This window comes from Halopseudomonas sp. 4NH20-0008 (assembly GCF_057548395.1).
The window spans coordinates 1-20206 of record NZ_BAAJMD010000019.1 but is presented as its reverse complement, the minus strand read 5'-3'; the positions used below and the strand labels follow the sequence as shown (position 1 = coordinate 20206).

The 20206-nt window shown below is 55.8% G+C and carries 25 protein-coding genes; 12 read left to right on the top strand and 13 right to left on the bottom strand.

Features of this window, described 5'->3' with window-relative positions; translation table 11 throughout:
• Positions 1–143: 143 nt before the first annotated feature.
• Positions 144–677 (top strand): DUF3087 family protein, encoded by a 534-nt coding sequence (locus tag AC27HQ_RS15785; protein ID WP_487157162.1) that lies wholly within the window; start codon positions 144–146, stop codon positions 675–677.
• Between the two features lie 48 nt (positions 678–725).
• On the opposite strand, the gene AC27HQ_RS15780 is transcribed toward AC27HQ_RS15785, so the two are convergent.
• Positions 726–1022 carry a hypothetical protein gene (locus tag AC27HQ_RS15780; RefSeq protein WP_487157161.1) on the bottom strand — a complete coding sequence of 99 codons (297 nt, stop codon included), beginning with the start codon at positions 1020–1022 and terminating at the stop codon, positions 726–728.
• A 418-nt stretch (positions 1023–1440) separates the two neighbouring features.
• Between AC27HQ_RS15780 and AC27HQ_RS15775 the strand changes: the two genes are divergently transcribed.
• Positions 1441–2109 (top strand): DsbA family oxidoreductase, encoded by a 669-nt coding sequence (locus tag AC27HQ_RS15775; protein ID WP_487157160.1) that lies wholly within the window; start codon positions 1441–1443, stop codon positions 2107–2109.
• Here AC27HQ_RS15775 and AC27HQ_RS15770 read toward each other — a convergent pair.
• Positions 2084–2413 (bottom strand): hypothetical protein, encoded by a 330-nt coding sequence (locus tag AC27HQ_RS15770; protein ID WP_487157159.1) that lies wholly within the window; start codon positions 2411–2413, stop codon positions 2084–2086. The two genes, AC27HQ_RS15775 and AC27HQ_RS15770, sit on opposite strands and share 26 nt — an antisense overlap.
• 28 nt (positions 2414–2441) lie before the next feature.
• Complete coding sequence (locus tag AC27HQ_RS15765) at positions 2442–3512, bottom strand: GGDEF domain-containing protein (protein ID WP_487157158.1); 1071 nt, start codon at positions 3510–3512, stop codon at positions 2442–2444.
• 173 nt (positions 3513–3685) lie between these two features.
• On the opposite strand from AC27HQ_RS15765, the gene AC27HQ_RS15760 reads away from it, so the two are divergent.
• Positions 3686–4144, top strand: coding sequence for an EVE domain-containing protein (locus tag AC27HQ_RS15760; protein WP_487157202.1), 459 nt, complete (start codon positions 3686–3688; stop codon positions 4142–4144).
• A gap of 8 nt (positions 4145–4152) precedes the next feature.
• On the opposite strand, the gene AC27HQ_RS15755 is transcribed toward AC27HQ_RS15760, so the two are convergent.
• Positions 4153–4716: an STM3941 family protein gene (locus tag AC27HQ_RS15755; protein ID WP_487157157.1), complete on the bottom strand. Its 564-nt coding sequence runs from the start codon at positions 4714–4716 to the stop codon at positions 4153–4155.
• A gap of 280 nt (positions 4717–4996) precedes the next feature.
• Here AC27HQ_RS15755 and AC27HQ_RS15750 point away from each other — a divergent pair, with 280 nt between their 5' ends.
• On the top strand, positions 4997–7090 hold the full coding sequence (locus AC27HQ_RS15750; protein ID WP_487157156.1) for a putative bifunctional diguanylate cyclase/phosphodiesterase: 2094 nt from the start codon (positions 4997–4999) through the stop codon (positions 7088–7090).
• A 31-nt stretch (positions 7091–7121) separates the two neighbouring features.
• Here the strand turns inward: AC27HQ_RS15750 and AC27HQ_RS15745 are convergent, their stop codons facing one another.
• Positions 7122–7652 carry a DUF6438 domain-containing protein gene (locus AC27HQ_RS15745; RefSeq protein WP_487157155.1) on the bottom strand — a complete coding sequence of 177 codons (531 nt, stop codon included), beginning with the start codon at positions 7650–7652 and terminating at the stop codon, positions 7122–7124.
• A 281-nt stretch (positions 7653–7933) separates the two neighbouring features.
• Between AC27HQ_RS15745 and AC27HQ_RS15740 the strand changes: the two genes are divergently transcribed.
• Positions 7934–8800 carry an MOSC domain-containing protein gene (locus AC27HQ_RS15740; RefSeq protein WP_487157154.1) on the top strand — a complete coding sequence of 289 codons (867 nt, stop codon included), beginning with the start codon at positions 7934–7936 and terminating at the stop codon, positions 8798–8800.
• Between the two features lie 52 nt (positions 8801–8852).
• Here AC27HQ_RS15740 and AC27HQ_RS15735 read toward each other — a convergent pair whose 3' ends face one another.
• Both AC27HQ_RS15735 and AC27HQ_RS15730 read right to left on the bottom strand, forming a co-directional pair.
• Positions 8853–9110, bottom strand: a complete 258-nt coding sequence (locus AC27HQ_RS15735; protein ID WP_487157153.1) for a hypothetical protein — start codon at positions 9108–9110, stop codon at positions 8853–8855.
• Positions 9111–9135: 25 nt separating this feature from the next.
• Complete coding sequence (locus tag AC27HQ_RS15730) at positions 9136–9930, bottom strand: hypothetical protein (RefSeq protein ID WP_487157152.1); 795 nt, start codon at positions 9928–9930, stop codon at positions 9136–9138.
• Here AC27HQ_RS15730 and AC27HQ_RS15725 point away from each other — a divergent pair.
• The 4 genes from AC27HQ_RS15725 (at position 9929) to AC27HQ_RS15710 (ending at position 14056) form a co-directional block, all read left to right on the top strand.
• Positions 9929–12103, top strand: coding sequence for a TonB-dependent receptor (locus tag AC27HQ_RS15725; protein WP_487157151.1), 2175 nt, complete (start codon positions 9929–9931; stop codon positions 12101–12103). The two genes, AC27HQ_RS15730 and AC27HQ_RS15725, sit on opposite strands and share 2 nt — an antisense overlap.
• Before the next feature lie 22 nt (positions 12104–12125).
• On the top strand, positions 12126–13277 hold the full coding sequence (locus AC27HQ_RS15720) for a PepSY-associated TM helix domain-containing protein (RefSeq protein ID WP_487157201.1): 1152 nt from the start codon (positions 12126–12128) through the stop codon (positions 13275–13277).
• Positions 13274–13582 (top strand): hypothetical protein, encoded by a 309-nt coding sequence (locus AC27HQ_RS15715; protein WP_487157150.1) that lies wholly within the window; start codon positions 13274–13276, stop codon positions 13580–13582. Before AC27HQ_RS15720 ends, AC27HQ_RS15715 begins: the two co-directional genes overlap by 4 nt.
• Before the next feature lie 102 nt (positions 13583–13684).
• Positions 13685–14056 carry a hypothetical protein gene (locus AC27HQ_RS15710; RefSeq protein WP_487157149.1) on the top strand — a complete coding sequence of 124 codons (372 nt, stop codon included), beginning with the start codon at positions 13685–13687 and terminating at the stop codon, positions 14054–14056.
• Between the two features lie 237 nt (positions 14057–14293).
• Here AC27HQ_RS15710 and AC27HQ_RS15705 read toward each other — a convergent pair whose 3' ends face one another.
• The 4 genes from AC27HQ_RS15705 to AC27HQ_RS15690 form a co-directional block, all read right to left on the bottom strand.
• A complete protein-coding gene (locus tag AC27HQ_RS15705; protein ID WP_487157148.1) occupies positions 14294–15088 on the bottom strand; it encodes an SDR family NAD(P)-dependent oxidoreductase in 795 nt (264 codons plus the stop codon).
• Positions 15089–15358: 270 nt separating this feature from the next.
• A complete protein-coding gene (locus AC27HQ_RS15700) occupies positions 15359–15910 on the bottom strand; it encodes a pyridoxamine 5'-phosphate oxidase family protein (RefSeq protein ID WP_487157147.1) in 552 nt (183 codons plus the stop codon).
• Between the two features lie 77 nt (positions 15911–15987).
• The gene (locus AC27HQ_RS15695; protein WP_487157146.1) at positions 15988–16602 is read right to left on the bottom strand and encodes a LysE family translocator; all 615 of its coding nucleotides are present in this window, start codon (positions 16600–16602) and stop codon (positions 15988–15990) included.
• A 47-nt stretch (positions 16603–16649) separates the two neighbouring features.
• Positions 16650–16898, bottom strand: a complete 249-nt coding sequence (locus AC27HQ_RS15690; RefSeq protein ID WP_487157145.1) for a hypothetical protein — start codon at positions 16896–16898, stop codon at positions 16650–16652.
• Here AC27HQ_RS15690 and AC27HQ_RS15685 point away from each other — a divergent pair.
• Positions 16897–17493 carry a hypothetical protein gene (locus AC27HQ_RS15685; protein ID WP_487157144.1) on the top strand — a complete coding sequence of 199 codons (597 nt, stop codon included), beginning with the start codon at positions 16897–16899 and terminating at the stop codon, positions 17491–17493. The two genes, AC27HQ_RS15690 and AC27HQ_RS15685, sit on opposite strands and share 2 nt — an antisense overlap.
• Before the next feature lie 42 nt (positions 17494–17535).
• Here the strand turns inward: AC27HQ_RS15685 and AC27HQ_RS15680 are convergent, their stop codons facing one another.
• Complete coding sequence (locus tag AC27HQ_RS15680) at positions 17536–17979, bottom strand: hypothetical protein (protein WP_487157143.1); 444 nt, start codon at positions 17977–17979, stop codon at positions 17536–17538.
• Between the two features lie 50 nt (positions 17980–18029).
• Positions 18030–18665: a hypothetical protein gene (locus tag AC27HQ_RS15675; protein WP_487157142.1), complete on the bottom strand. Its 636-nt coding sequence runs from the start codon at positions 18663–18665 to the stop codon at positions 18030–18032.
• Between the two features lie 274 nt (positions 18666–18939).
• On the opposite strand from AC27HQ_RS15675, the gene AC27HQ_RS15670 reads away from it, so the two are divergent.
• The gene (locus AC27HQ_RS15670; RefSeq protein WP_487157141.1) at positions 18940–19263 is read left to right on the top strand and encodes a hypothetical protein; all 324 of its coding nucleotides are present in this window, start codon (positions 18940–18942) and stop codon (positions 19261–19263) included.
• 353 nt (positions 19264–19616) lie between these two features.
• Positions 19617–19931, top strand: a complete 315-nt coding sequence (locus AC27HQ_RS15665; RefSeq protein WP_487157140.1) for a high-potential iron-sulfur protein — start codon at positions 19617–19619, stop codon at positions 19929–19931.
• The last annotated feature ends 275 nt before the right edge of the window (positions 19932–20206 follow it).

Genomic DNA, 20206 nt, shown 5'->3' with positions numbered 1-20206 from the left:
TAGGACTCCAGATGCCGTGTATCGACTGCAAAATGACTTCAATCTTTGGACCGCAAGTAGAACATCGCCAGCGGCGTTAAGGCAATGCTCCTGCCGACAAGCTAGCGTTATACTGTTACCCCACCCAGCAACTGGAACGACGCGTGACTCAACCGTTTGAAATCCAAGACCATGACCCCGCAGAGTTCAGGCGGCAGACACGCACCAGCACGCTGATCTGTGTTGCTCTTTTTGCGCTGCTGGCCATGGGTCTATCCACACTCGCTGTACATCTGTTTGGCTCGCCAGAGGGTAGTAATTTCAGATGGAATCTGGGCGGCATACTGTTTGGGCTGGCGTTGAGCATTCTGATTGTGCGCCTTCTATTCTGGCAGCAGCCTTGGATGGCACATGCCGTTTATGGCTGGCGATTGAAGCGCGCACTGATGAGCGTCAGCAATATCATGCACAAGGTCGAGAAGGGCGTTGAGGCGGGTGACGCTGATGCCATGCTGTTACTGCGCTTCTATCATTTGGGCCTGAAGCACATGCATGAACTGGAAGGAAACCAGGTAGCGCAGGACGAACTTCAACCGGAGCGCTTGCAGCATGAGCAGCGCATGCAGAGCAGGCAACTGACCCTGCTGGTTACGCGACTCGACCCACAGTGGCTGAGCAGCGTAAGCCAGCATTATTGACGTAAGGTCAGGTGCGTTGCTGCACACAATAATGCAGGACTGCGGGTATCAAATAAATCGATCGCTGATCAGCATGCCATGCAATACATAGCACATCTGTTTGCCGCGCCGCAGGGTAAGCGGGCTTCTGCTGGCAATGGTCCAGTGTTCGCTCAGCAGGGTATCAATATGCGCGCGAAGAGCGTCGAGCTTGCGTTGCTGTCGGTCTTCGAGTTCTACAACCTCAATGCCCAGCGGTGGCAATCCCAAGCTACTCACCGACACCAGAGCATCCGAAGCGATGACAGATTCGGCTGGCAAGCGCGAAGCACTGGCTGATGATGGGGTGCGGCGTGACTCGTGCATAACGATGACCCTGCATAAAGGAAACGTCGTCAGCGTCCTGGCTTATTATGGAAGCGGCATCTAGCCTGATCACATCTTATACAAATCCAGCTTATGTACAACCCAGGGAAATCGCCACGCCAGAAGAAAGAAATGCCAACTGGTTCACACAATTTATTTATTAATACCCCTCATCACTCGCTTCCACGCGAAAACAAGCGGCCTATCCCATGTCACAACCACCTGGCTAGCCGCCTTGGGGTTCACGACGTGTTACAAATCCAGCGGTCATCACAGCCGCCCTCATGCACAGGTCATCAGAAACGGGTATAGCAGCGAGAAGTCCAGCCATGAACCCTGTTTCAGGGCACTCCGTGTTGCAGCTCAAAGCCATCAAGGGCATGCTGACACATATCGACAATCAGCCTGTGAGCCTTCAATGCCTGCCTTGCATATCGACATCGTTTCCGACATCGCCTGCCCCTGGTGCGCCATTGGCTTCGCCAGACTGCAGCAGGCCATGATGCAATTGAATGGTGAAATGCAAATCACTGTGAGTTGGCGCGCCTTTGAACTGAATCCCGATCCGGATGCACCACCACTGCCGATCACCGAGGCGCTGTCGCGCAAATACGGCCGCCCGGCCGACGCCATCATTGCTGCGCAAAATGACATGATGCGGATTGCCAGCGAGTTGGGTCTGAACTTCTCCCGCATGCAGGAGCGCATGACGCGCAACACCTTTGACGGCCATCGGCTGGTTAAATGGGCCGCCCAATTCGACCGGCAAAGCGCCATGAAAATGGCCTTGTTCGATGCCTATTTTGGCGCAGCAGCCGATATCACCGATCACCGGGTCTTGACCGACTGTGCAACGGCTGCCGGGCTGAGTGCCGAAGAGGCCTCTGCCGTGCTGGGCTCAGACCAGTTCAGCGAGCAAGTGCGGGCAGAAGAGAGGCATTATCAGCAAGCCGGGATCAACTCGGTACCGGCCTTCATCATTAACCAGCAATTCCTGATTTCCGGCGCACAGGAGCCTGACACCTTGGTCAGCGCACTGCGCGAGATTGCCGCGAAATCGCCTACTGAAACAAACCCAGACCGATAAAGCCCAATAGCAGCGTCAATACAAACTGGAAGGCCACCGCCAGCACGCTGATTAGGAAGCCCTTCAGTAGCGTGGTACCCAGTACCAGGGCAAATACCCCGGCACCCACCAGCGCAGACACAAGCAACGTGACAAAATCGCCCAGAACCATCTGCTCCAGCAGCATGAAGACCGCGATCAGCACCACCACCGCCAGCAGGGCGGAAGAGAAACTGGTCTTTTGCGCCCCGACCAAACGGGCTGCCAGCATCACCGGCAGCACCAGCAAAACCACCAGCACCACAACCACAACGATCCAATTCATGCAACGCTCCTTGAGACAGCACCAAAGCTTAGCTAATCGAAAGCACATCGACCTGCGGATGTGTGGCCATTTCCACCCGATTACGCCCCCCCTCCTTGCTCGCATAGAGCGCAGCGTCAGCCCGCGCAATGCTACTGCTGAGCGCTTCACCCGGCAGGTGCTGGCTAACACCAATACTCAGGGTTACTGCCAATCCCTGCCCATACTGTGACCAGTTGTGCTCGGCCACGGCCTGGCGTATTCGTTCGGCAATCAGAAATGCCTGATTGCCGTCCGTGGCGGGTAGCACCGCGAGAAACTCCTCGCCACCCCAGCGGCCGACGTAATCCTGCTCGCGCAGGGCATCGCTGATGACCTGACTGATCTCGCACAGAATACGATCCCCCAGATCATGGCCAAAGCGGTCATTGAATTGCTTGAAGTGATCCACATCCATTAATAGGAAGGCAACTGCAGAAGCCTGTGAATCCTCGGCGAGAATGTCCTGATCAGCACGCTCAATCATGTGCCGCCGGTTGAACAGACGGGTCAAAGGGTCAGTCATCGCCATGCGACCCAATACCTTGTGCGCCTGCTTGACCGTGGTCATGTAATAGACCGACAGATAACTGAACATGGCAAACACAACGGTCAGATTGAACAGGTGCACCCCCAGCAATGCCCCCTCCGGAATTGGCTGAACAGGTTCCATGTAACGCATGCTGACATCCAGGACAACATAGAACAGCCAGAGGCAAAACACGGATAGCGCGGCCCAGCGCAGGGAGCGGGTACCGGCAAACAGGGCGGGGATAAACATGAACAAATAGTAGTGAAAGCCGCTGTCCCAACCGATCAACAGTGTACCCAGCGCGGCATGAACTATGACTTCAATCCAGATCAGCAAAACGGCCAGACGGTTCCTGCGCCTGGTCAGTGCCACGTATGCCGTGGCATACATGGCCACACTGACCACGTTGATCCAGGCCAGAATCGGCGAACCCAGATAGTGGAATATAAAGAAGAACGCAACATCCACGCTGCCGGCCATCACGCAACAACGCATGCTCATCAACCAGAACTGCGAGCGTGGCTCATCGTTGCGCCGGCGTGCATCCATGTCTCTTACCGCTCCCTTTACGTAATGTCTTTTGGATATTAAACCTTAATGCCATTTCAGTATTACATACACTACCATTGGTGCCTGAAATACCTTTGGGAGCCATTTTGTTGATGACATACCAGGCTCGCCACCTGAAACTGGCAACGCTATCCATTTCAAGAGACTCCGGCATGGCCTACTGGCTGGTAAAAAGCGAACCTGACGAATGCGGTATCGAGGATTTTGCCGCCAACCCGGGCAAACCCATCCGCTGGGACGGCGTGCGTAATTACCAGGCCAGGAATTTTCTGATGCAGATGGCAGAAGGCGATTCAGTCCTGCTTTATCATTCCAGCTGCAAGCACATCGGCATAGCCGGAATCATTCGAGTGGCCCGCTGCGCTTACCCCGACCCGACCCAGTTCGATCCTGCGTCCGCCTACCATGACCCCAAAAGCAATCCGGACAGGCCGCGCTGGCAAGCCGTGGACATGCAATTCGTGGCACGCCTGCCAGAATTGATTCCACTTGATCAGTTGCGCACAAAGCAGGGACTGGAGAACCTGCCACTGGTGCAAAAGGGCAGTCGGTTATCGGTCATGCCGGTGTCGGCGGCTGAATGGCAACTGATACTGGGCCAGTCAGACTGAGCCAGACGCTACCTGAAGTCCACCTGACTCTTGGCATGGTAGGCCTTGAGCAATGCCAGTAACTCGGCATGGCTCACCTTCAAGCCATTGGCGGACAGACTAACGGGTGTGCCGCACATTTTCAGATTGGCCCGTTGCGCCATACGTTTCAAGCCTGTGTCCGGCGCAATGAAATTCTCCGGCTTGTGCATCATCACCAGTACAAGACGTTGCCCGTGTATCGACGTCTCGCGGATATCGAGCACCGCTGACCAGGGCACAAAACCTGAGGACACACCACTGCTGTTATCAGCAAAGCCTGACTGGCCCAGGATCAGTCCGGGTTTGCTGTCGACCAGCTTTTTAATTCCGATCAGCGTACAGAGGCCAAAGAATCCGATTGCCAGCAAGCCAATACCATAGACCAACCACGGCATATTGAAGCGGCGCTGAGCAGCAATGGTTTGCGCATCCATGGAGACCATCCACACACCCAGGGCGACAAAACCACACCCCAGCAGAGTCAACAGCAGAATTTTACCTTTGCTCAGGGCTATCCGTGTCTCGGGTATGCTCGGATTCAGTTCAACCATCTCTTTTCCCTCGGGCCCGCTCCCATCAGAGGGAGCCGGGTAAACAGCCCCAGCCAGCGGCAAAGACTATCAGCGCAGGCCTGATACGCACCAGAGAAACATAAGTGATCCGTTTAACAGTACCGGCATGACGCCATGCATCACCCGTTCCAGTGAGTTTGGCATTCGTCCGCAGGCAAACACTTGTATCTGTAATAGCAAAGAGCTACTTTGAAAAAAAAAGAGCAAAATACATGTCAACCCATGCCGTAGCCACCCACTTAATTCGGTGGACATGCTGATGAGTCGCCGCGAAACACAAGACGATGGTTTTCTCGTTCTGTTTCGCAGGTTGCCTATTGCCTGCATGCTCACCCGCATAGCAGACGATCAGGTACTGGCCGTCAATCCCGCCTTCGAGCACCTGTTTGGCTGGGATGGGGCTCAGATCATCAATCGCCATTCCGCCGACCTTCCGTTTTGGAGCAGCCCACAGCAACGTCAGGCATTTCTCGATCGATTTGCCCGGTCCGGCCGTATCCAGCAATGCGAAACCGCCTTCAAGTGCCACGATGGCCAGATCAAGCCCTGCCTGGTCTACGTGGAGTTTATTGATATCAATGGCCAGGCCTGCCGCCTGTCCATGGCCCACGACATGTCAGAGCGGACCGCCGCCGAGCTGACGTTGAAGCAAAGCGAAGCCAAGTTCTCAGCCCTGTTTATCGATTCGCCAGAGCCCTACGTCCTGTTTGAGAAACGCAGTGCGCAGATTGCCGATATCAACCGCCGTTTTACGGAAGTATTTGGCTACCAACCCAAGGATGTCATAGGTAAAACCGCCATGGACTTCGGGCTCTGGCGTTATCCGGAAAAACGTCCGGCGATCATCGACAAGCTGATGCGCGAGCGCTGCCTGCGCAACGAACCCATCGACTTCATAGCCAAGGACGGGCGCGTACTGAACTGCGAAGTATCCAGCAACTTCATCATGATTGGCGGCGATCGCTGCACCCTCTCCTGCTTCAAGGATGTTACCGAGCAAAAAAACATCGAAGCGCGGATCAAGCACCAGGCTTATCACGACGCCTTGACTGACCTGCCCAACCGCTTACTGTTGCAGGACCGCCTGCAACAGCATCTGGCTCTCGGCGAACGTCATGGCCTGGGCTGCGCACTGCTGTTTTTTGACCTGGACCATTTCAAGCGTATCAACGACTCGCTGGGCCACAGCTGCGGGGATGCCGTGCTTCAGGAAGTCAGTCGCCGCCTGCGAGAACGCGTGCGTAAAGCCGATACGGTCGCTCGCCTGGGCGGCGACGAATTTGTCATCCTGCTCACCGGCCTGGCTGGCGACAGCACCCAGATTGCCGAGCATGCACGCCTGCACGCTGCCGAATTGCTGGAAGCGGTTTCCGCTCCGATGCAAATTGAAGGTCACGGTTTACAACTCAGCTGCAGCATTGGCATTGCGCTATCGTCCGAGCATGGCAACACCCCTGAAGACCTGCTCAAACACGCAGATACCGCCCTGTACGGGGTCAAAGCCAGCGGTCGCAACAATATCGCGTTCTTTGAACCGGAAATGCAGGTAGTGGTCAGCCAGCGCCTGCACCTGGAAGCCGAGCTGCGGCAGGCGCTGCTTGAGCAGGCGTTCCATCTGCATTACCAGCCACAGATCGACGCGCAGGCCCAGCGCATCATCGGCGGCGAAGCCTTGCTGCGCTGGCAGCACCCGGTGCAGGGCCTGATTGGGCCCGCCACCTTTATGCACGTGCTCGAAGAGAGCGGCATGATCCTCGACGCCGGTCACTGGATACTGCGTGAAGCCTGCGGTTTTATTGCCCGCATGCTGAGCAAGGATCTGATCGATGCCGACCAGTTCAGTCTCAGCATCAACATCAGCCCCCTGCAATTCCGTCAGGCTGACTTTGTTGCCCGGGTGGCTGCTGCCATTGCCGAGCAGCAGATCCCGACCCAGTGCCTGAAACTGGAGATCACCGAAAGCATGGTGATCCACAACATCAATGACACCGTGGAAAAAATGCATGAGCTGCGCGATATGGGCATACGTTTTGCCATCGATGACTTTGGTACCGGCTATTCATCGCTCAGCTACCTCAAACGCCTGCCCGTCGATCTGCTGAAAATCGATCAATCCTTTATCAACGACTGCACTCACGACAGCAACGATGCTGAGATTGTCCGTGCCATCATCGCCATGGCCCGCAGCCTGAAGCTGGAACTGATAGCCGAAGGGGTGGAGACCATCGAGCAACTTGCTTTCCTGCAGCAGCAGGATTGTCATACCTATCAGGGTTACTTCTTCAGTCCAGCTGTCAGCGAGCAGGCCTTCTGCGCACTGCTAAGCTCTCTGCCCGGAAAAGCCAAGAGCTAAACCGGGTGTCTCGCCCCTGAACCCGGCTTCTTCACAGCCCTGAGCCGACCAGCTCATCCACACCCAACAGCGCATCCAGGCTTTTCAGCGTATCGGTGACCACGCGACCCTGCGCGGAATGACAACCGGTGTCATGCTCCAGTGCTGCCTTTTCAAACTGCTCGCTGGTCCAGACCACGGTGTAGAGCGGCAGATCCGTGGCACGCGGCTCACAATCGACCGTCATGCTGGTCGCGCCCATGACCGGCTGCAATGCAGCCAACCGGGACTGAACCCGTTGAAAGACCAGCGCTTGGTTGCTCAGCCGCCGTTGACCCTCAACCTGGGTGTAGAGATCGCCATTGAAGTAGGTCGACCCATCCGCTTCCACCGCAACCTGATAAACCGGGCACTGGCCATTGCAGGGGCCAACCGAGTAACTGATCCTGAATATCTCTGCCGGATTCTCGCTACTGGCGGCACTCGCGGGCTGTTGCTGTTGCTGTTGCTGTTGCTGGGCACAGCCAAGCATCAGCAGGAAAGGAACACAAAGGCTCCATCGTAAACGTCTGTTGTGGATCAAGGACTGGCACCTTCTGCAGGATCATGGACTGCGCTATCAAAACCGCAGCATCCATTACATGGTTTTTATTCGCCTGGTACAGGCTAGACGGCCGAGCAAACCATAGACAACAACCCGTGAGGATAAAATCCCGGGCAATCGAGACTATCACGCATGACAGACATTCTGCCGCTGCCATGATCCAGTCCGTCACCATGCCCTGCTACGTCATATGGCGTATGTACCCGTGCAACACCGGCTCTAGAATGACAAAAACAGCTCGTCAACACGGCGCATACCTCATGCAAAAAGTAGGAACCATTCAGTCAATCTGGCGCTATCCGGTCAAAGGCATGGCCGGTGAGTCGCTTGAAGCCTGCTATCTGAGTGCCAGCGGTCTGCTGGGTGATCGTACCTGGGCAGTACAGGACCTGAAGCGCGCTGAAATCCAGAGCTGCAAATTTCGTCCTGATTTGCTGCGCTGCCGTGCGCGTCAGCAATTGGATAGCCAGGGTAACCTGAGCGGCAGGCTGGATATTCACTTTCCGGATGGCGAGGTACTGACCAGTGACGATCCACAGGTGCATCAGCAGATTTCCAGCATCCTTGGCCATGCCAGTGCATTACAGCCCCTGCGGCCCTTCGCCGACGATCCGGCCTTTTATCGTCGCCATAAAACTGACGACCAAAGCTGGCTGAATGAATTGAAAGCAACCTTTGCTCGTGAACCCGGCGAACCCCTGCCGGATCTGGATAACCTGCCAGAGGTGATGCAGGAGTATGTATCGGTGCCCGGCACTTTCTTTCTGGTATCGCCCTTGCACCTGCTGACCAGCGCCAGCCTGCAGCACATGCAGCAGATCAACAGCGCAGCCGATTGGCATGTGGAACGCTTTCGCCCGAATCTGGTGATAGATACCCTGCCAGGCATGCAGGGTCTGGTAGAACAGCGCTGGGTTGGCAAGCAGATCATCCTCGGCGATATCCGCATTCATGCCAGTGGCACCGCACCCCGTTGCGGCGCGGTAACCCGAGCACAGGCCCAGCTGCAGCAGGACACCGGCATTCTGCGCAGCATTGTGCGTGAAGCCGATCAGAATCTGGGGATCTATGCCGCCATTGAAGGCGAGGGCCTTCTGCAGGTTGGCGACGAGGTCTTTGTCGGTTAGCGCTGTCGGGTTGGGTTAATGCAGAGGGCTGAGCCGATTACCGATTAGTAACTCACACCCCGTCGGTCTTCAGTCCATGGATCCTGGCGAGCGCTTCGACCGCCGCACGGGTTCCGGTGATTTCCCACTCAAACCAGTTGGTCCATTCAAACACCAGCCTGGCGTTGTCCCTTGCAAAGGTATAACTGTCAAAGTCGATGCCCTTGTCAAAGGCCAGACAGCTGTACTCCGCGCTGATTTTCCAGCCATCGGCCTTGAGCGCATCCATTATCTCGACGCCCTTTCCGGTTTCCAGATCAATAACCTTCACCTGTCAGTGCCTGCACTGTTCAGCGTCATAAGGTCGTGGGCTCGGGCCTAGCCAGAATATAGTCCGGCCCATAGTGGCTGCACAGCGCCAGCAAGTTGGGGTTGCTCGGCACGACAACACGGTGCTGGCTGTCAGTAAAGGTGCAGGTTACATCGTTATCGGTATCGGACCCGACGTTTATGCCCACTGCCATCGCGTAGACAAAGTCCGATGCCTGAACCGGCTCACTGCTGGAACGCGGGAGATAGACGCGATACTCCCAGGAACAGCAACTGGCTCGACCGGACTCGACCAGAAACTCATCAACCATAATCAGATCCGCGTAACCACTGGCAAAGAACTCAAACAGGGCATCCCGCTCGGGCGTTAGACGGTAAATCGCGCCTTCGCAATTGGGTCCTGCCCCACACATGCCTCGGGTTTCAAGCTCATGCAGACCATCGCCGTCCAGATCGCGCAGCGCGGCACCACCCATGGGCGCTTCCTCGGCATCCTGAACCAGCGCAAAGATGAGCGTGTAAGGGGCGTCAGCGATGGCGCGGTAACTGACTCGGATATCCCGTTCAATCGCCTCTTCGCAATACTGCACCAGCAGTTGCAACGATGAGCCATCAGCGTTTTCGGCTTGCTCAGTGACGGCATCACACTGCGCAAAAGCCGATGAGTGAACAAGGCCGAGCGAAACAAAAAGCAAAAAGGGATAGGCGCGCATAGCATAGTTAAGTAGAATGCGAACTGTTCGCATTACGTTATAGATCTGCATATAGCACAACACGCCAAGCTCCACGGATTTCCATTTACCATCAGAGTTACCTGTCATGTCGTCCAATAATCTCAAGCCGTCTGCCCTCTTCCTGCTCCTCGCCACATTGCCGCCACTGGCGCTTGCCCAGCCCGCTGCTCAGGATGAGCCAACGGATAGCCTTGAACTGCCGACCACCATTGTCCGCGCCAGTGCCGATGCATCCGCCAAGGGGCTTCCCGCAGCTTATGCCGGCGGCCAGGTAGCCTCGGGCGCGCGCATCGGTGTTCTGGGTAATGCAGATTACATGGAAACACCCTTCAACGTGACCAGCTATACCGAGATGCTGATTGAAGACCAGCAGGCCGCCAGCATTGGCGAAGTGCTGATCAACGACCCCGCAGTGCGCGTAGCGCGCGGTTTCGGCAACTTCCAGCAGGTCTATCTGGTGCGCGGGCTGCCCATCTTCTCTGACGACATCTCCTATAACGGCCTGTTTGGCCTGTTGCCCCGCCAGTACATGGGCACCGAGTACGTCGAGCGGGTCGAAGTACTGCGTGGCGCAAACGCCTTCCTGTATGGCGCCGCCCCAGGCGGCAGCGGATTGGGCGGTGCGATCAATATCGTGCCCAAGCGTGCCCCCAATCAAGCGCTGAATCAGGTTACCGCGGGCATTCGCTCGGGCGGACAAGCTTACGTCGCTGGCGATTTCGCACGGCGCTCGGCGGATAACCGCTTTGGTCTGCGTCTGAACCTGGCGCGCCGTGATGGCGATACCGCTGTGGATGGCGAGTCCGCGGAACTGGATGTAGCGGCCATTGGTGCCGATTTTCGCCAGGGCAATCTGCGCCTGTCAGCGGATATAGGCCATCAATATCATCGTCAGGACGCCTCCCAACCCAACATCACCATTGCCGCCGGTCTGGCTATCCCATCCGCGCCCGATGCCGACAAGAGCATTGCTCAACCCTGGTCATACTCCAGCGCCCGGGACACCTTTGGCACGTTGCGCGCCGAATATGATTTTAGCGACAACCTCACCGGCTGGATCGCCGGCGGCCTGCGCAAGGGCGACGAGTCCGGCAACTTCGCCAACCCCACCGTGATCAACGCCGCCGGAGATACCACCGCCTACCGCTTTGCCAATGTGCGTGAAGACGACATCAAAACCGGTGAGGCCGGTCTGCGCGGCAGCTTTATGACCGGTTCTGTCGGACACACAATAACCCTGTCCGCTGCAGTGTTTTCCTCGGAGTCACGCAACGCCTTTGGTTTCTCGGATTTCAGCGGCTTTGGCAGCAACCTCTATACCCCGACGGATGTCACTGCCCCCCCTACCACAGCCTTTATCGGTGGCAACTTCAATAACCCGCTGGTGACCGAGGAAGTCAGCACCCGCAGCCTGGCCCTGGCCGACACCCTGTCATTGCTCGATGACAGGCTGCGACTGACCCTGGGTGCTCGGCACCAGCACATCGAAACCCACAGTTACGACGCCAGCTCAGGCGTGGAAACGGCCGACTACTCGGAAAGCGCAGTCACACCCATTGCCGGAGTGGTCTATCAGATCAATCCGGTGTTATCCGCCTACGCCAATTACATCGAAGGCCTGGTCAAAGGGGATGTTGCCAATGCCGGATTCGGTCAACCCCCGCTGAACAACCAAGGCCAGGCACTGGAACCCTACAAGACGCGCCAGAGCGAGGTGGGTCTGAAGTATGACGGCGGTCGGATCGGCGGCAGCATTGGCCTGTTCCAGAGCCGCAAGCCGATTGGCGGCGTGGAAAACAACACCTACAAGGTAGTCGATCATCAGCGTAACCGCGGCCTCGAGCTGAGCGCCTTCGGCCAGCCGGTTGCAGGCCTGTCGATACTCGGTGGGATCAGCTTGCTGGATGCCGAGGTCGACGACAATGATGCTATCGGCTCACCCGACACTCAGGTCAATCTGGGCCTGGACTGGGCGGTACCGGGAATACACGGCCTGTCACTCGACACCCGGGCGATCCACACCAGCTCACAATACGCCGACCTGGCCAATACCCAGAAACTACCGTCCTGGACCCGCTTTGATCTGGGCGCCCGCTACACCACCTTTATCAGCGATGAGCAGCAGATCACCCTGCGCGCCCGCGTCGAGAACGTGACCGATCGCAACTACTGGGCCTCGGCGGGTGGGTATCCTGGCGCGGGCTACCTGACTCTGGGTGCCCCACGCACCTTCATCGTATCGACCACGCTGGATTTCTGAACATGCACAGGTTTGCCTGATGTTGAGCACCGCTTCATTGAAGATCTGGTCCTGGCTGCATACCTGGACCAGCCTGGTCTGCACGGTATTCATGTTGCTGCTGTGCCTGACCGGCTTGCCATTGATTTTCCACCACGATATTGGCCATCTGCTGGGGACCGAGGCTGAGCCGGCCGAGATGCCGGCTGACACCCCGCACATCAGCCTGGACCGCGTGCTGGACATCGCCAAGCAACGGCACCCGGATCTGGGCGGGATGTTTCTCTCCATGGAGCAGGACGAGGATCGCATCTGGTATCTGACCATGTCGCCCACGCCACGCGCCCATGAAGGGCTCAAACAGGTGGCCGTGGATGCCCGAACCGGCGAAATCCTGGTGGAGCCGCAGCTGGAAAGCGGCTTCATGTATGTCATCAACAGTCTGCACATTGACCTGTTTGCCGGATTACCCGGCATGCTGTTTCTTGGTTTCATGGGCTTTCTACTGCTGATATCGCTGATCTCTGGCACGGTGCTGTATGCACCCTTCATGCGCAAACTGCGTTTTGGCGAGGTAAGGCGCGAGCGCACCCCGCGCATCAAGTGGCTTGATCTGCACAATGTACTGGGGATCGTTACGCTGGTCTGGTTCTTTGTCGTCGGCAGCACCGGCGTCATCAACGCCTGGGCTGATTTGCTGGTAGACCACTGGCAGGACACGCAGCTCAGCGAGATGGTCGCACCCTATGCTGACAAGCCCGTACCGGAGCAAATTGGCTCACTGGAGGCGGCGGTTCAGGCGGCACGTGAACGGGAGCCGGATATGCGTGTGCAGTTCGTCGCCTTCCCCGGTACCAGCTTCTCCAGCCCTCACCACTATGGCGTCTTTATGCGTGGCAACGAGCCGCTGACCTCGCGCCTGTACAAGCCTGTTCTGGTCGATGCCAGCACCGCCGAGATCACCGACAGCCGCGAGCTGCCCTGGTACTTCAAGGTATTGCAGATATCTCAACCGCTGCACTTTGGCGATTACGGCGGGCGGGGCGTGCAAATGCTCTGGGCGCTACTGGATATCATCACCATAGTGGTGCTCTGCAGCGGGCTGTATCTGTGGTTTGCCAAGCGCCGCAAGCGAATCACGCCATCCCAAACCTCGGACCAACAGTCCCGGCAACTGACAGAGGGGCAATCATGATCACCCCTGATAAAAGCAGCGTGCGGCAGATCTGGTTATGGCCCAGTGTATTTGGACTGCTGACCGCTGCAGGACTGATCGCCGCACTCCTGGGCGATGGCTGGTGGGATGCGGCATCTACCCTGGCGCTGGGTATCGTGACACTGGTCTGCATCCGAATTTGGCTGATACCGCGCCCCCTTCTGCCAGTTAGGCGGCGCATCGGCAAAAAACCTGAGCATTACATCTGCGACGCCGCAAAAAACCATGCCGCTGGAATGACAACGCACGAAGGAAAAATCCGTGATCGCTTGCCGAGAGGGTAAACTGCTGCAACGGATTCATTGGCATCTGGTCAGACTGAACAGGGTGCAGGGTAAACCCTCTCTCCAGGCTGGCCATGCATGTCACCAAAACGGGTAACCTTCATGCTTGTCTATTTTTTGATCGCCTGCGACCGCCTTGAAGAAAAGCGGGAGAAAAAACTCAGGCAGAACCTGCCGGAATTGCAGGCAGCCCTGCAGGCCTATGTTGAGGCCAACACAGCCAACCATGTCAGCCTGATCAATGATTGCGACAGCGACGCCTGTGAAGACTGGCAACTGGGCATCACCCAGCCGATAACCAAGAACATTCACCTGAACTTTCCAGTCAGCCTGTTCAACCGCCTGGCCAAGCAATACGGCATTGATTGTGAGGTGGGCTATATCGAAGACGACAGCCGCGAGCCGGTCAGTTATTTCGGCAAACAGGAAGGGCCCGGTGAAGCCTTTCTGATCGCCGAGTATCTGACCCTGTAGCAGAGACCTTGTTGGCCTGCCAGCGCCCGCTGACAGCCTGATCTCAGCGAGGATTTTACTGCCGTGCCTGGCATGGGCATGGCGGCGCTGGCGCCAGAACCTGATTGGACGAGAGGAGTTCGGCGCACTCCGAAGGGCTTGCCCCTGCATCAGCCATAGGCAGACTGATTTGCCCTCACATTAACAGCATGGCCGACGTCAGAAATTCGGATGTCAGCCATACCGTCAGTCATGACCTCACCCAATGGTATCTACAATGCCGCCTTCCACCCTCAAGGCCGCGCCCGTGGTGGCCGAGGCTTGCGGCGAGCAGGCATAGACCACCATATTGGCGACCTCGTCGGTACTGGCAATGCGCTGGATAATCGAAGAAGGCCGTTTGGCCTGAACGAACCGGTCACCCGCTTCCTGCAATGACAACCCACTTGCATCGGCCATCGGCTGAAGTATCTTGCCGACCCCCTCGGAGAGGGTCGGACCGGGCAACACAGCATTGACTGTCACACCCGTACCGGCCAGCCGTTTTGCCAGACCACGAGCAACCGACAGATTGGCTGACTTGGTAAAGCCGTAATGAATCATGTCGGCAGGGATGTTCAGGCCAGACTCAGACGAGATAAACACCACTCGCCCCCAGCCCTGATCGACCATCGCCGGCACATAGGCGCGAGATACTCTCACCCCCGAGAGCACATTGACGTCAAAGTATTCCTGCCAGAGTTCGTCAGAGGCCTCAAAAAAATCCTTCATCCCAAAGATACCCAGGTTATTCACCAGAATATCGGCCTTCGGTTCTGCAGACTGCAACTGTGTCAGACCCTCAGGCTTGCTCAGGTCCGCTGCAACACCGCGCACCTGCGCCTCGGGCAATAGGTTACGCAGCTTTTTCAACGCTGCGTCTACGCTCGCCTGTTTGCGGCCATTCAGCACCACGGTCGCACCCGATGCGGCGAGACCCTGAGCAATGGCAAAACCGATGCCCTCAGTGGACCCGGTAACAATGGCGATTTTTCCAGACAGATCGATGTGCATGGTATTTCCTCTGTGAACAGCGAGATCAGCAGTCAAGTACGCCGCAGTGATCAACAAAAGACAAGGTTAGCCTCCCGTTTTTACACTATTTGTTGTTGCTGGACGCGACAGGAGGACGCGGGATGGATGGTCATTTTGAGTCGCTATCCCGGGGTGCCCCGCTGTAACAACAGGGCCCATCAAGCAAAAAAGGGAGACACCGGAAAACCCGGTGACGCTGCCCGACCACCGGGGCTAATGCATTAACTAGCCGCACTCGGGGCTTTCTGCTCAGGTACCTTTACTCAGAATGTGGGTGGGCTTGCCATCAATAGTGAACTGGTTTTTCTCTTGCCAATACTGACGGATCCCGGCCTCCCCTTTTTTCACTGCCCAGTTGTTCAGCAGCTCACGCTCAGCCACATACTGATATAGAGGCACCGACATGCCGCAGGAGGTTTGCACCAGATCCACAGCCAGATCAAAGATTTGCCTGGCACCGGGCAAAGGCGTGAAGTGGGCAAAAAGCGCCGGCCACTGCGGATCATCACGATGGATAACACGGGCCTGGCCAAACACCCGAAGAATCATCGGGTCACCTTCAAAGGACGTGAACATCAGCGTCATGCGCGGATTCTCTTGAACATGCGCGGCGGTTTCATTGCCACTGCCCGTCACGTTCAACCAGATGACGCGCTCCGCATTGAGCACCCGCAACGAATCCATCCCCTTGGGTGACACATTCACCCGCCCATCATCAGCCGCGGTACCGACAAAAAACAGCCGCTGCCGTTCGATAAAGCCTTTAAGGGTGTCTGAAATGGTCTGGTACTGCTTGCCCATCTGAATGCTCCATGCAAAAAACTGCAGTCTTGAATCAACGAGGATCCACCCAATCAGCCAAGATTGTCACTACCCCGTCATGCCTTCACCATCAGGTATGTCCCGGCGCCCAGCATCAGCCCTCCAGCCGCCAACTCAACTGCACGCCCGGGCTTTCGCCCCCTGACCAGCAGGATCAACCTGCTGGCCGCGCAGGCATATGCCAGTTTCACACCGCCCACCGCCACCAGGGTGACCAGCACAATAATCAACAGATCAGCAGCGCCAAGCGCCGTCAGATCTACAAACAAGGGGAACAGACTGGCATAGAAGAAGATGGCTTTCACATCGCCCAGGGTAATGAGCAAGCCAGACAGCAGGCTTGCCGGCAAACTGGTAGCGGCCCGGCCCAGCGGGATCCGGATTGACCGTCTGGTCCGCACAAGACTTATCCCCAGCCAGATGAGGTAAAGTCCAGCGAGATACTTCAAAACCAGAAAAAAGCCGCCCATCACATCAGCCAGCATTGCCAATCCGGAAATCGCCAGGAATACGAATACCAGATCCCCCATCACAATACCCAGTGCGACAGCCGCGCCATGTTTGAACCCGACCGTCGCCGACCGCGCAACAACCAGTGCGACACTGCTGCTGGGCACCAGCGCCAACAGGGCCATTAGCGTAAACAGGCCGGCTATCTCCAGCAAGCTCATGGTGTTCCTCCGTATCCGCTAGCCCATATCAAGCCGGCACCCGAAGATCAGTCACCTCCGCAGCCACCACCATCGCCATCACCGCCAAAAAAGCCACTACCACACCCATCACTGGAACCTGCATCGCGCGATCTGCCTTTGTGGCCGATACGAATGCCAACCCAGACCAGCAGCGCCACAACCGATAACGCAAAGAGAAAGGGAAAAGCAAAGCCTTCAATCAAGCCGCTCGACTTGAAGTCACCGAAAGCATAAGCCAGCGAGCCAACCAGCAAGATCAAGAAAAGAGATTTCATGCGCCCCCTTTTGCTAAGCGGAAAATACAGCCTGATCGTGGCAATCATGGCACCGAGCTGCTGTTGCGCCAACCTGATAGAACCTTCAAACCGGAGGCCCGAAACTCCAGCTTGTCGGATCAGAATATCCCGCACATCCCGCACAGTGTCTGCAGCATCAGCAATTCAAATCCAGCTTTCGGTTCTTGTACCAACCAATGCAGCCGATAACCAGAAAGCCGATCCCCATGACCAGCAGAAACCACTGCGGTTCGCCGTAATCCATGCTCTGGTACAGACCAAAGCCGGTGAAGACCAAACCGAAAAAGAAATGTATCAGCAGGCCCGTTGGCATCAAGGTTGGTTTACTGCCGATGGCATAGATCTGTTTACTCTTGTCGATTATCTGGTTCTGCTCGTCAATCTCGTGAGTACACTCGGCAGAACAGGACAAGCCCCGTCCCATATCGATTGCGCAAACGGCACAAACGGCTTTGCTGCAACTCTTGCAGATGCCAACCGACTCATTGTCGCGGTGGTTAAAGCATTTCATTTCAGCTTTTATCTCCAAAGCTTGCCTGCTGACAGCGCGGAGCCATTCCGACGGCTGAAGTAAGCAGCAGAAGGCTTTCCCTTTTAATCTGATTCAGTCTGGCGTTTAAGACATCCTTTGACCTGTGAAGCTAATACACAACTTAAGACTAGGCCACGCAAGAAAGACCCCAAAAATCATCAGCCCCATACCCAACCATGGACAAAGATCATACTCGACCGCCCAGGCTCCGAGTTTACTGATCAGACGCTTTCCCGATGAAGCATTGATCAGAAAGCCACAGCTCCCTGATACAAGACTGTGAAAACCAAGCCCAAAAAAACTTGTTCCCAAAGAAAGCACCAAAATGGCATGGCCCCAGGCCAACAAGCCTGCCTGTCTGAAGCGATCAATATATCCACCCGCCCAGAAGCAAAAGAGCGAGACTATGAGTAAGGTAGTAGAGCAGACTGTCAGGAAGAGTACGTAACCACCAAGGCCCATATCGAAAATTGCAACGTTAATGGCGATGGCCACCAACATGATGAAAAACAGGAAAAAATATCTCACAAGCTGTCCCTGCGCGTCATTGAGCCAACGAACAAAACGCTCAAGCCTTACTACTGGCTTACATAGTCGCGGATTGCCGCTTCATGAAATGCATCTAACGCCCTAGCCAGATCACGGTCTATCTTCGGTTTGATCTTGTTCATGTTATTAAAGCTCTCGCTCATGGAAAGCTTCATGATTTCTATGATCTCATCGGCATTGAAGTGACGCATGGACTCTGCTTCATCCATGGGGATCCCCGTTTTTTGTGCGGAAAAAGCCATGTCGAAAAACTGCTTGATCTCAGGCTTCTGGGTTAAACGATCCAGCTCCAGCAAATCATCCATGGAAACATGACGCGCATAGACACGCGCCGCTATCAACTCATAGTCATCGGCCGTCACATTGGCCAGACTGCGCTGAGCCACCTCCGCCAGCCCCGGCTGATTTATCGCTTCCAGCTCCATGTCAGACTTCATGGTTTCCAGCAATGCCTGGCCTACGCCAATGTTGTTGAGAAAACGCGTGGCTGCCGCGACATGCTCAGGGCTCTGCTGATTCTGTCTTGGTAGTGTCTGCTGTTGTGGTGGCGCAGCCTGGGGAAGCGGTGTTGCAGCCTGGGGGCGTGGTGGTGCTGTTTCACAGCCGACGACAAACAGCAGAACCAGCATCAGTAACGCTGACCATCTAACCTTCACGTACATCATGTGTATCCTTACTCATTAGTATGTTGATCTGCTGGCAGACATTTTACCTGCCCAACGCCAACGCCAGGCGCTCGTTGCATTCGCGCCACTCCGGTCCGACTCGGGTTGGGCCATGGCCAGCGGGCATTGGCTGCCAGGGTTATCTACCACGTGGTCAGTCTCTCACGAAAAGCCAGCGAGCTGAATGGCAGGCGCAACAACCCCTGCCTATCCATAAAAACTCCACCAAAACCCGCTAGACTGTCAGTAGCGCCTCACCACACAGGACACACCCATGGCTATCGACAACAACCGCTTGCTGCTGGAGCTTGAAAAACAACGGCGAGAAATCAACCGCAACATCATTAATGCCGCCATACCCGAACTGAGCCTTGAGGCGCTCAATCCGATGCTGACCATGGTGGCACAGGCACGTAAAAACTACCTCTGCTGCCTCACCGATATGGCCAAAACCTGCCAGGGCAAAGCGCCCGATAGCGAGCAAATAGCCACCTTGCGGACATTCAGGGAAACCTATGACGAGCTGGTCAGCGCGGCCAACGCCCTGGAAACCGCAATTCAACGCGACTACCTGGATGTGCGCACAAGTCGCCGTTAAGCCATTATCGCCAGCAGCCACACTTTGGCTTCAACGTTATTCTGCGCTGCCTGGCTCGGGTCACATGAGCATTAACAAAGCAATTTTCATCTAAACCCTTTTTTCGGACAACCTGATCACGCTGCGTGTTTGCCTGCCGTTAAACACGCAGGCGAAGTCGCAGAAGATAGCAATAGTTATTATTTAATAATCATTCTGATTATCAGTAGTTCTAACTTCCTGCGCTATATTGTATGTCTTAATGTTGTGGATATTGAACATTGAATTGTCAGACCCTATTCTCGATCGGGTAAATGCTCATCACACAAATCAATTTATTCAACATCAACAATATATAAACTTGAGGCAATATCATGATTAACGAAAGTCGTCGTAAATTCATGCGTCACAGCTTGCTCGGCATGGCTGCCTTACCCCTTGGTATGGGTATTCTGACCCAGCGGGCTTTCGCCCAGACCCTTACACCACTGGACCCATCAAACCCTCAAGCCAAGGCACTGAACTACGTTACAGTCGCTGAAGAAGCCGCCGGCCACCCAGCTTATGCAGCGGGCGAGCACTGTGCCAATTGCGCGCTCTTTCAGGCAGCCAACAATGGCTGCTCACTGTTCCCGCAGAATTCGGTTGAGTCAAACGGATGGTGCCAGGTCTGGGCGCCGAAAGCCTAGCCGTCGTCCAGAAGTAATAACTAAGCAGCCGGGGCCGATTTCTTGATTAATTGGCTCCGGTTTATTTCACAAGTTTGTGCATGCAGTGAACTCCATAATTCCCCGCTTGTAAAACCCCCTGCCCACCTCTGCATCAAACTTAATAGTTCTACCCTGGTTGCAATACTTTTATTACCATCGACCCTGGTTTAACTAAAAGTCACTCACTTTGTTAAAGTCCATTATGTTAATTACATAGCCGTTTTTTGGTCATCACCGAAGCGATACGCTAAACC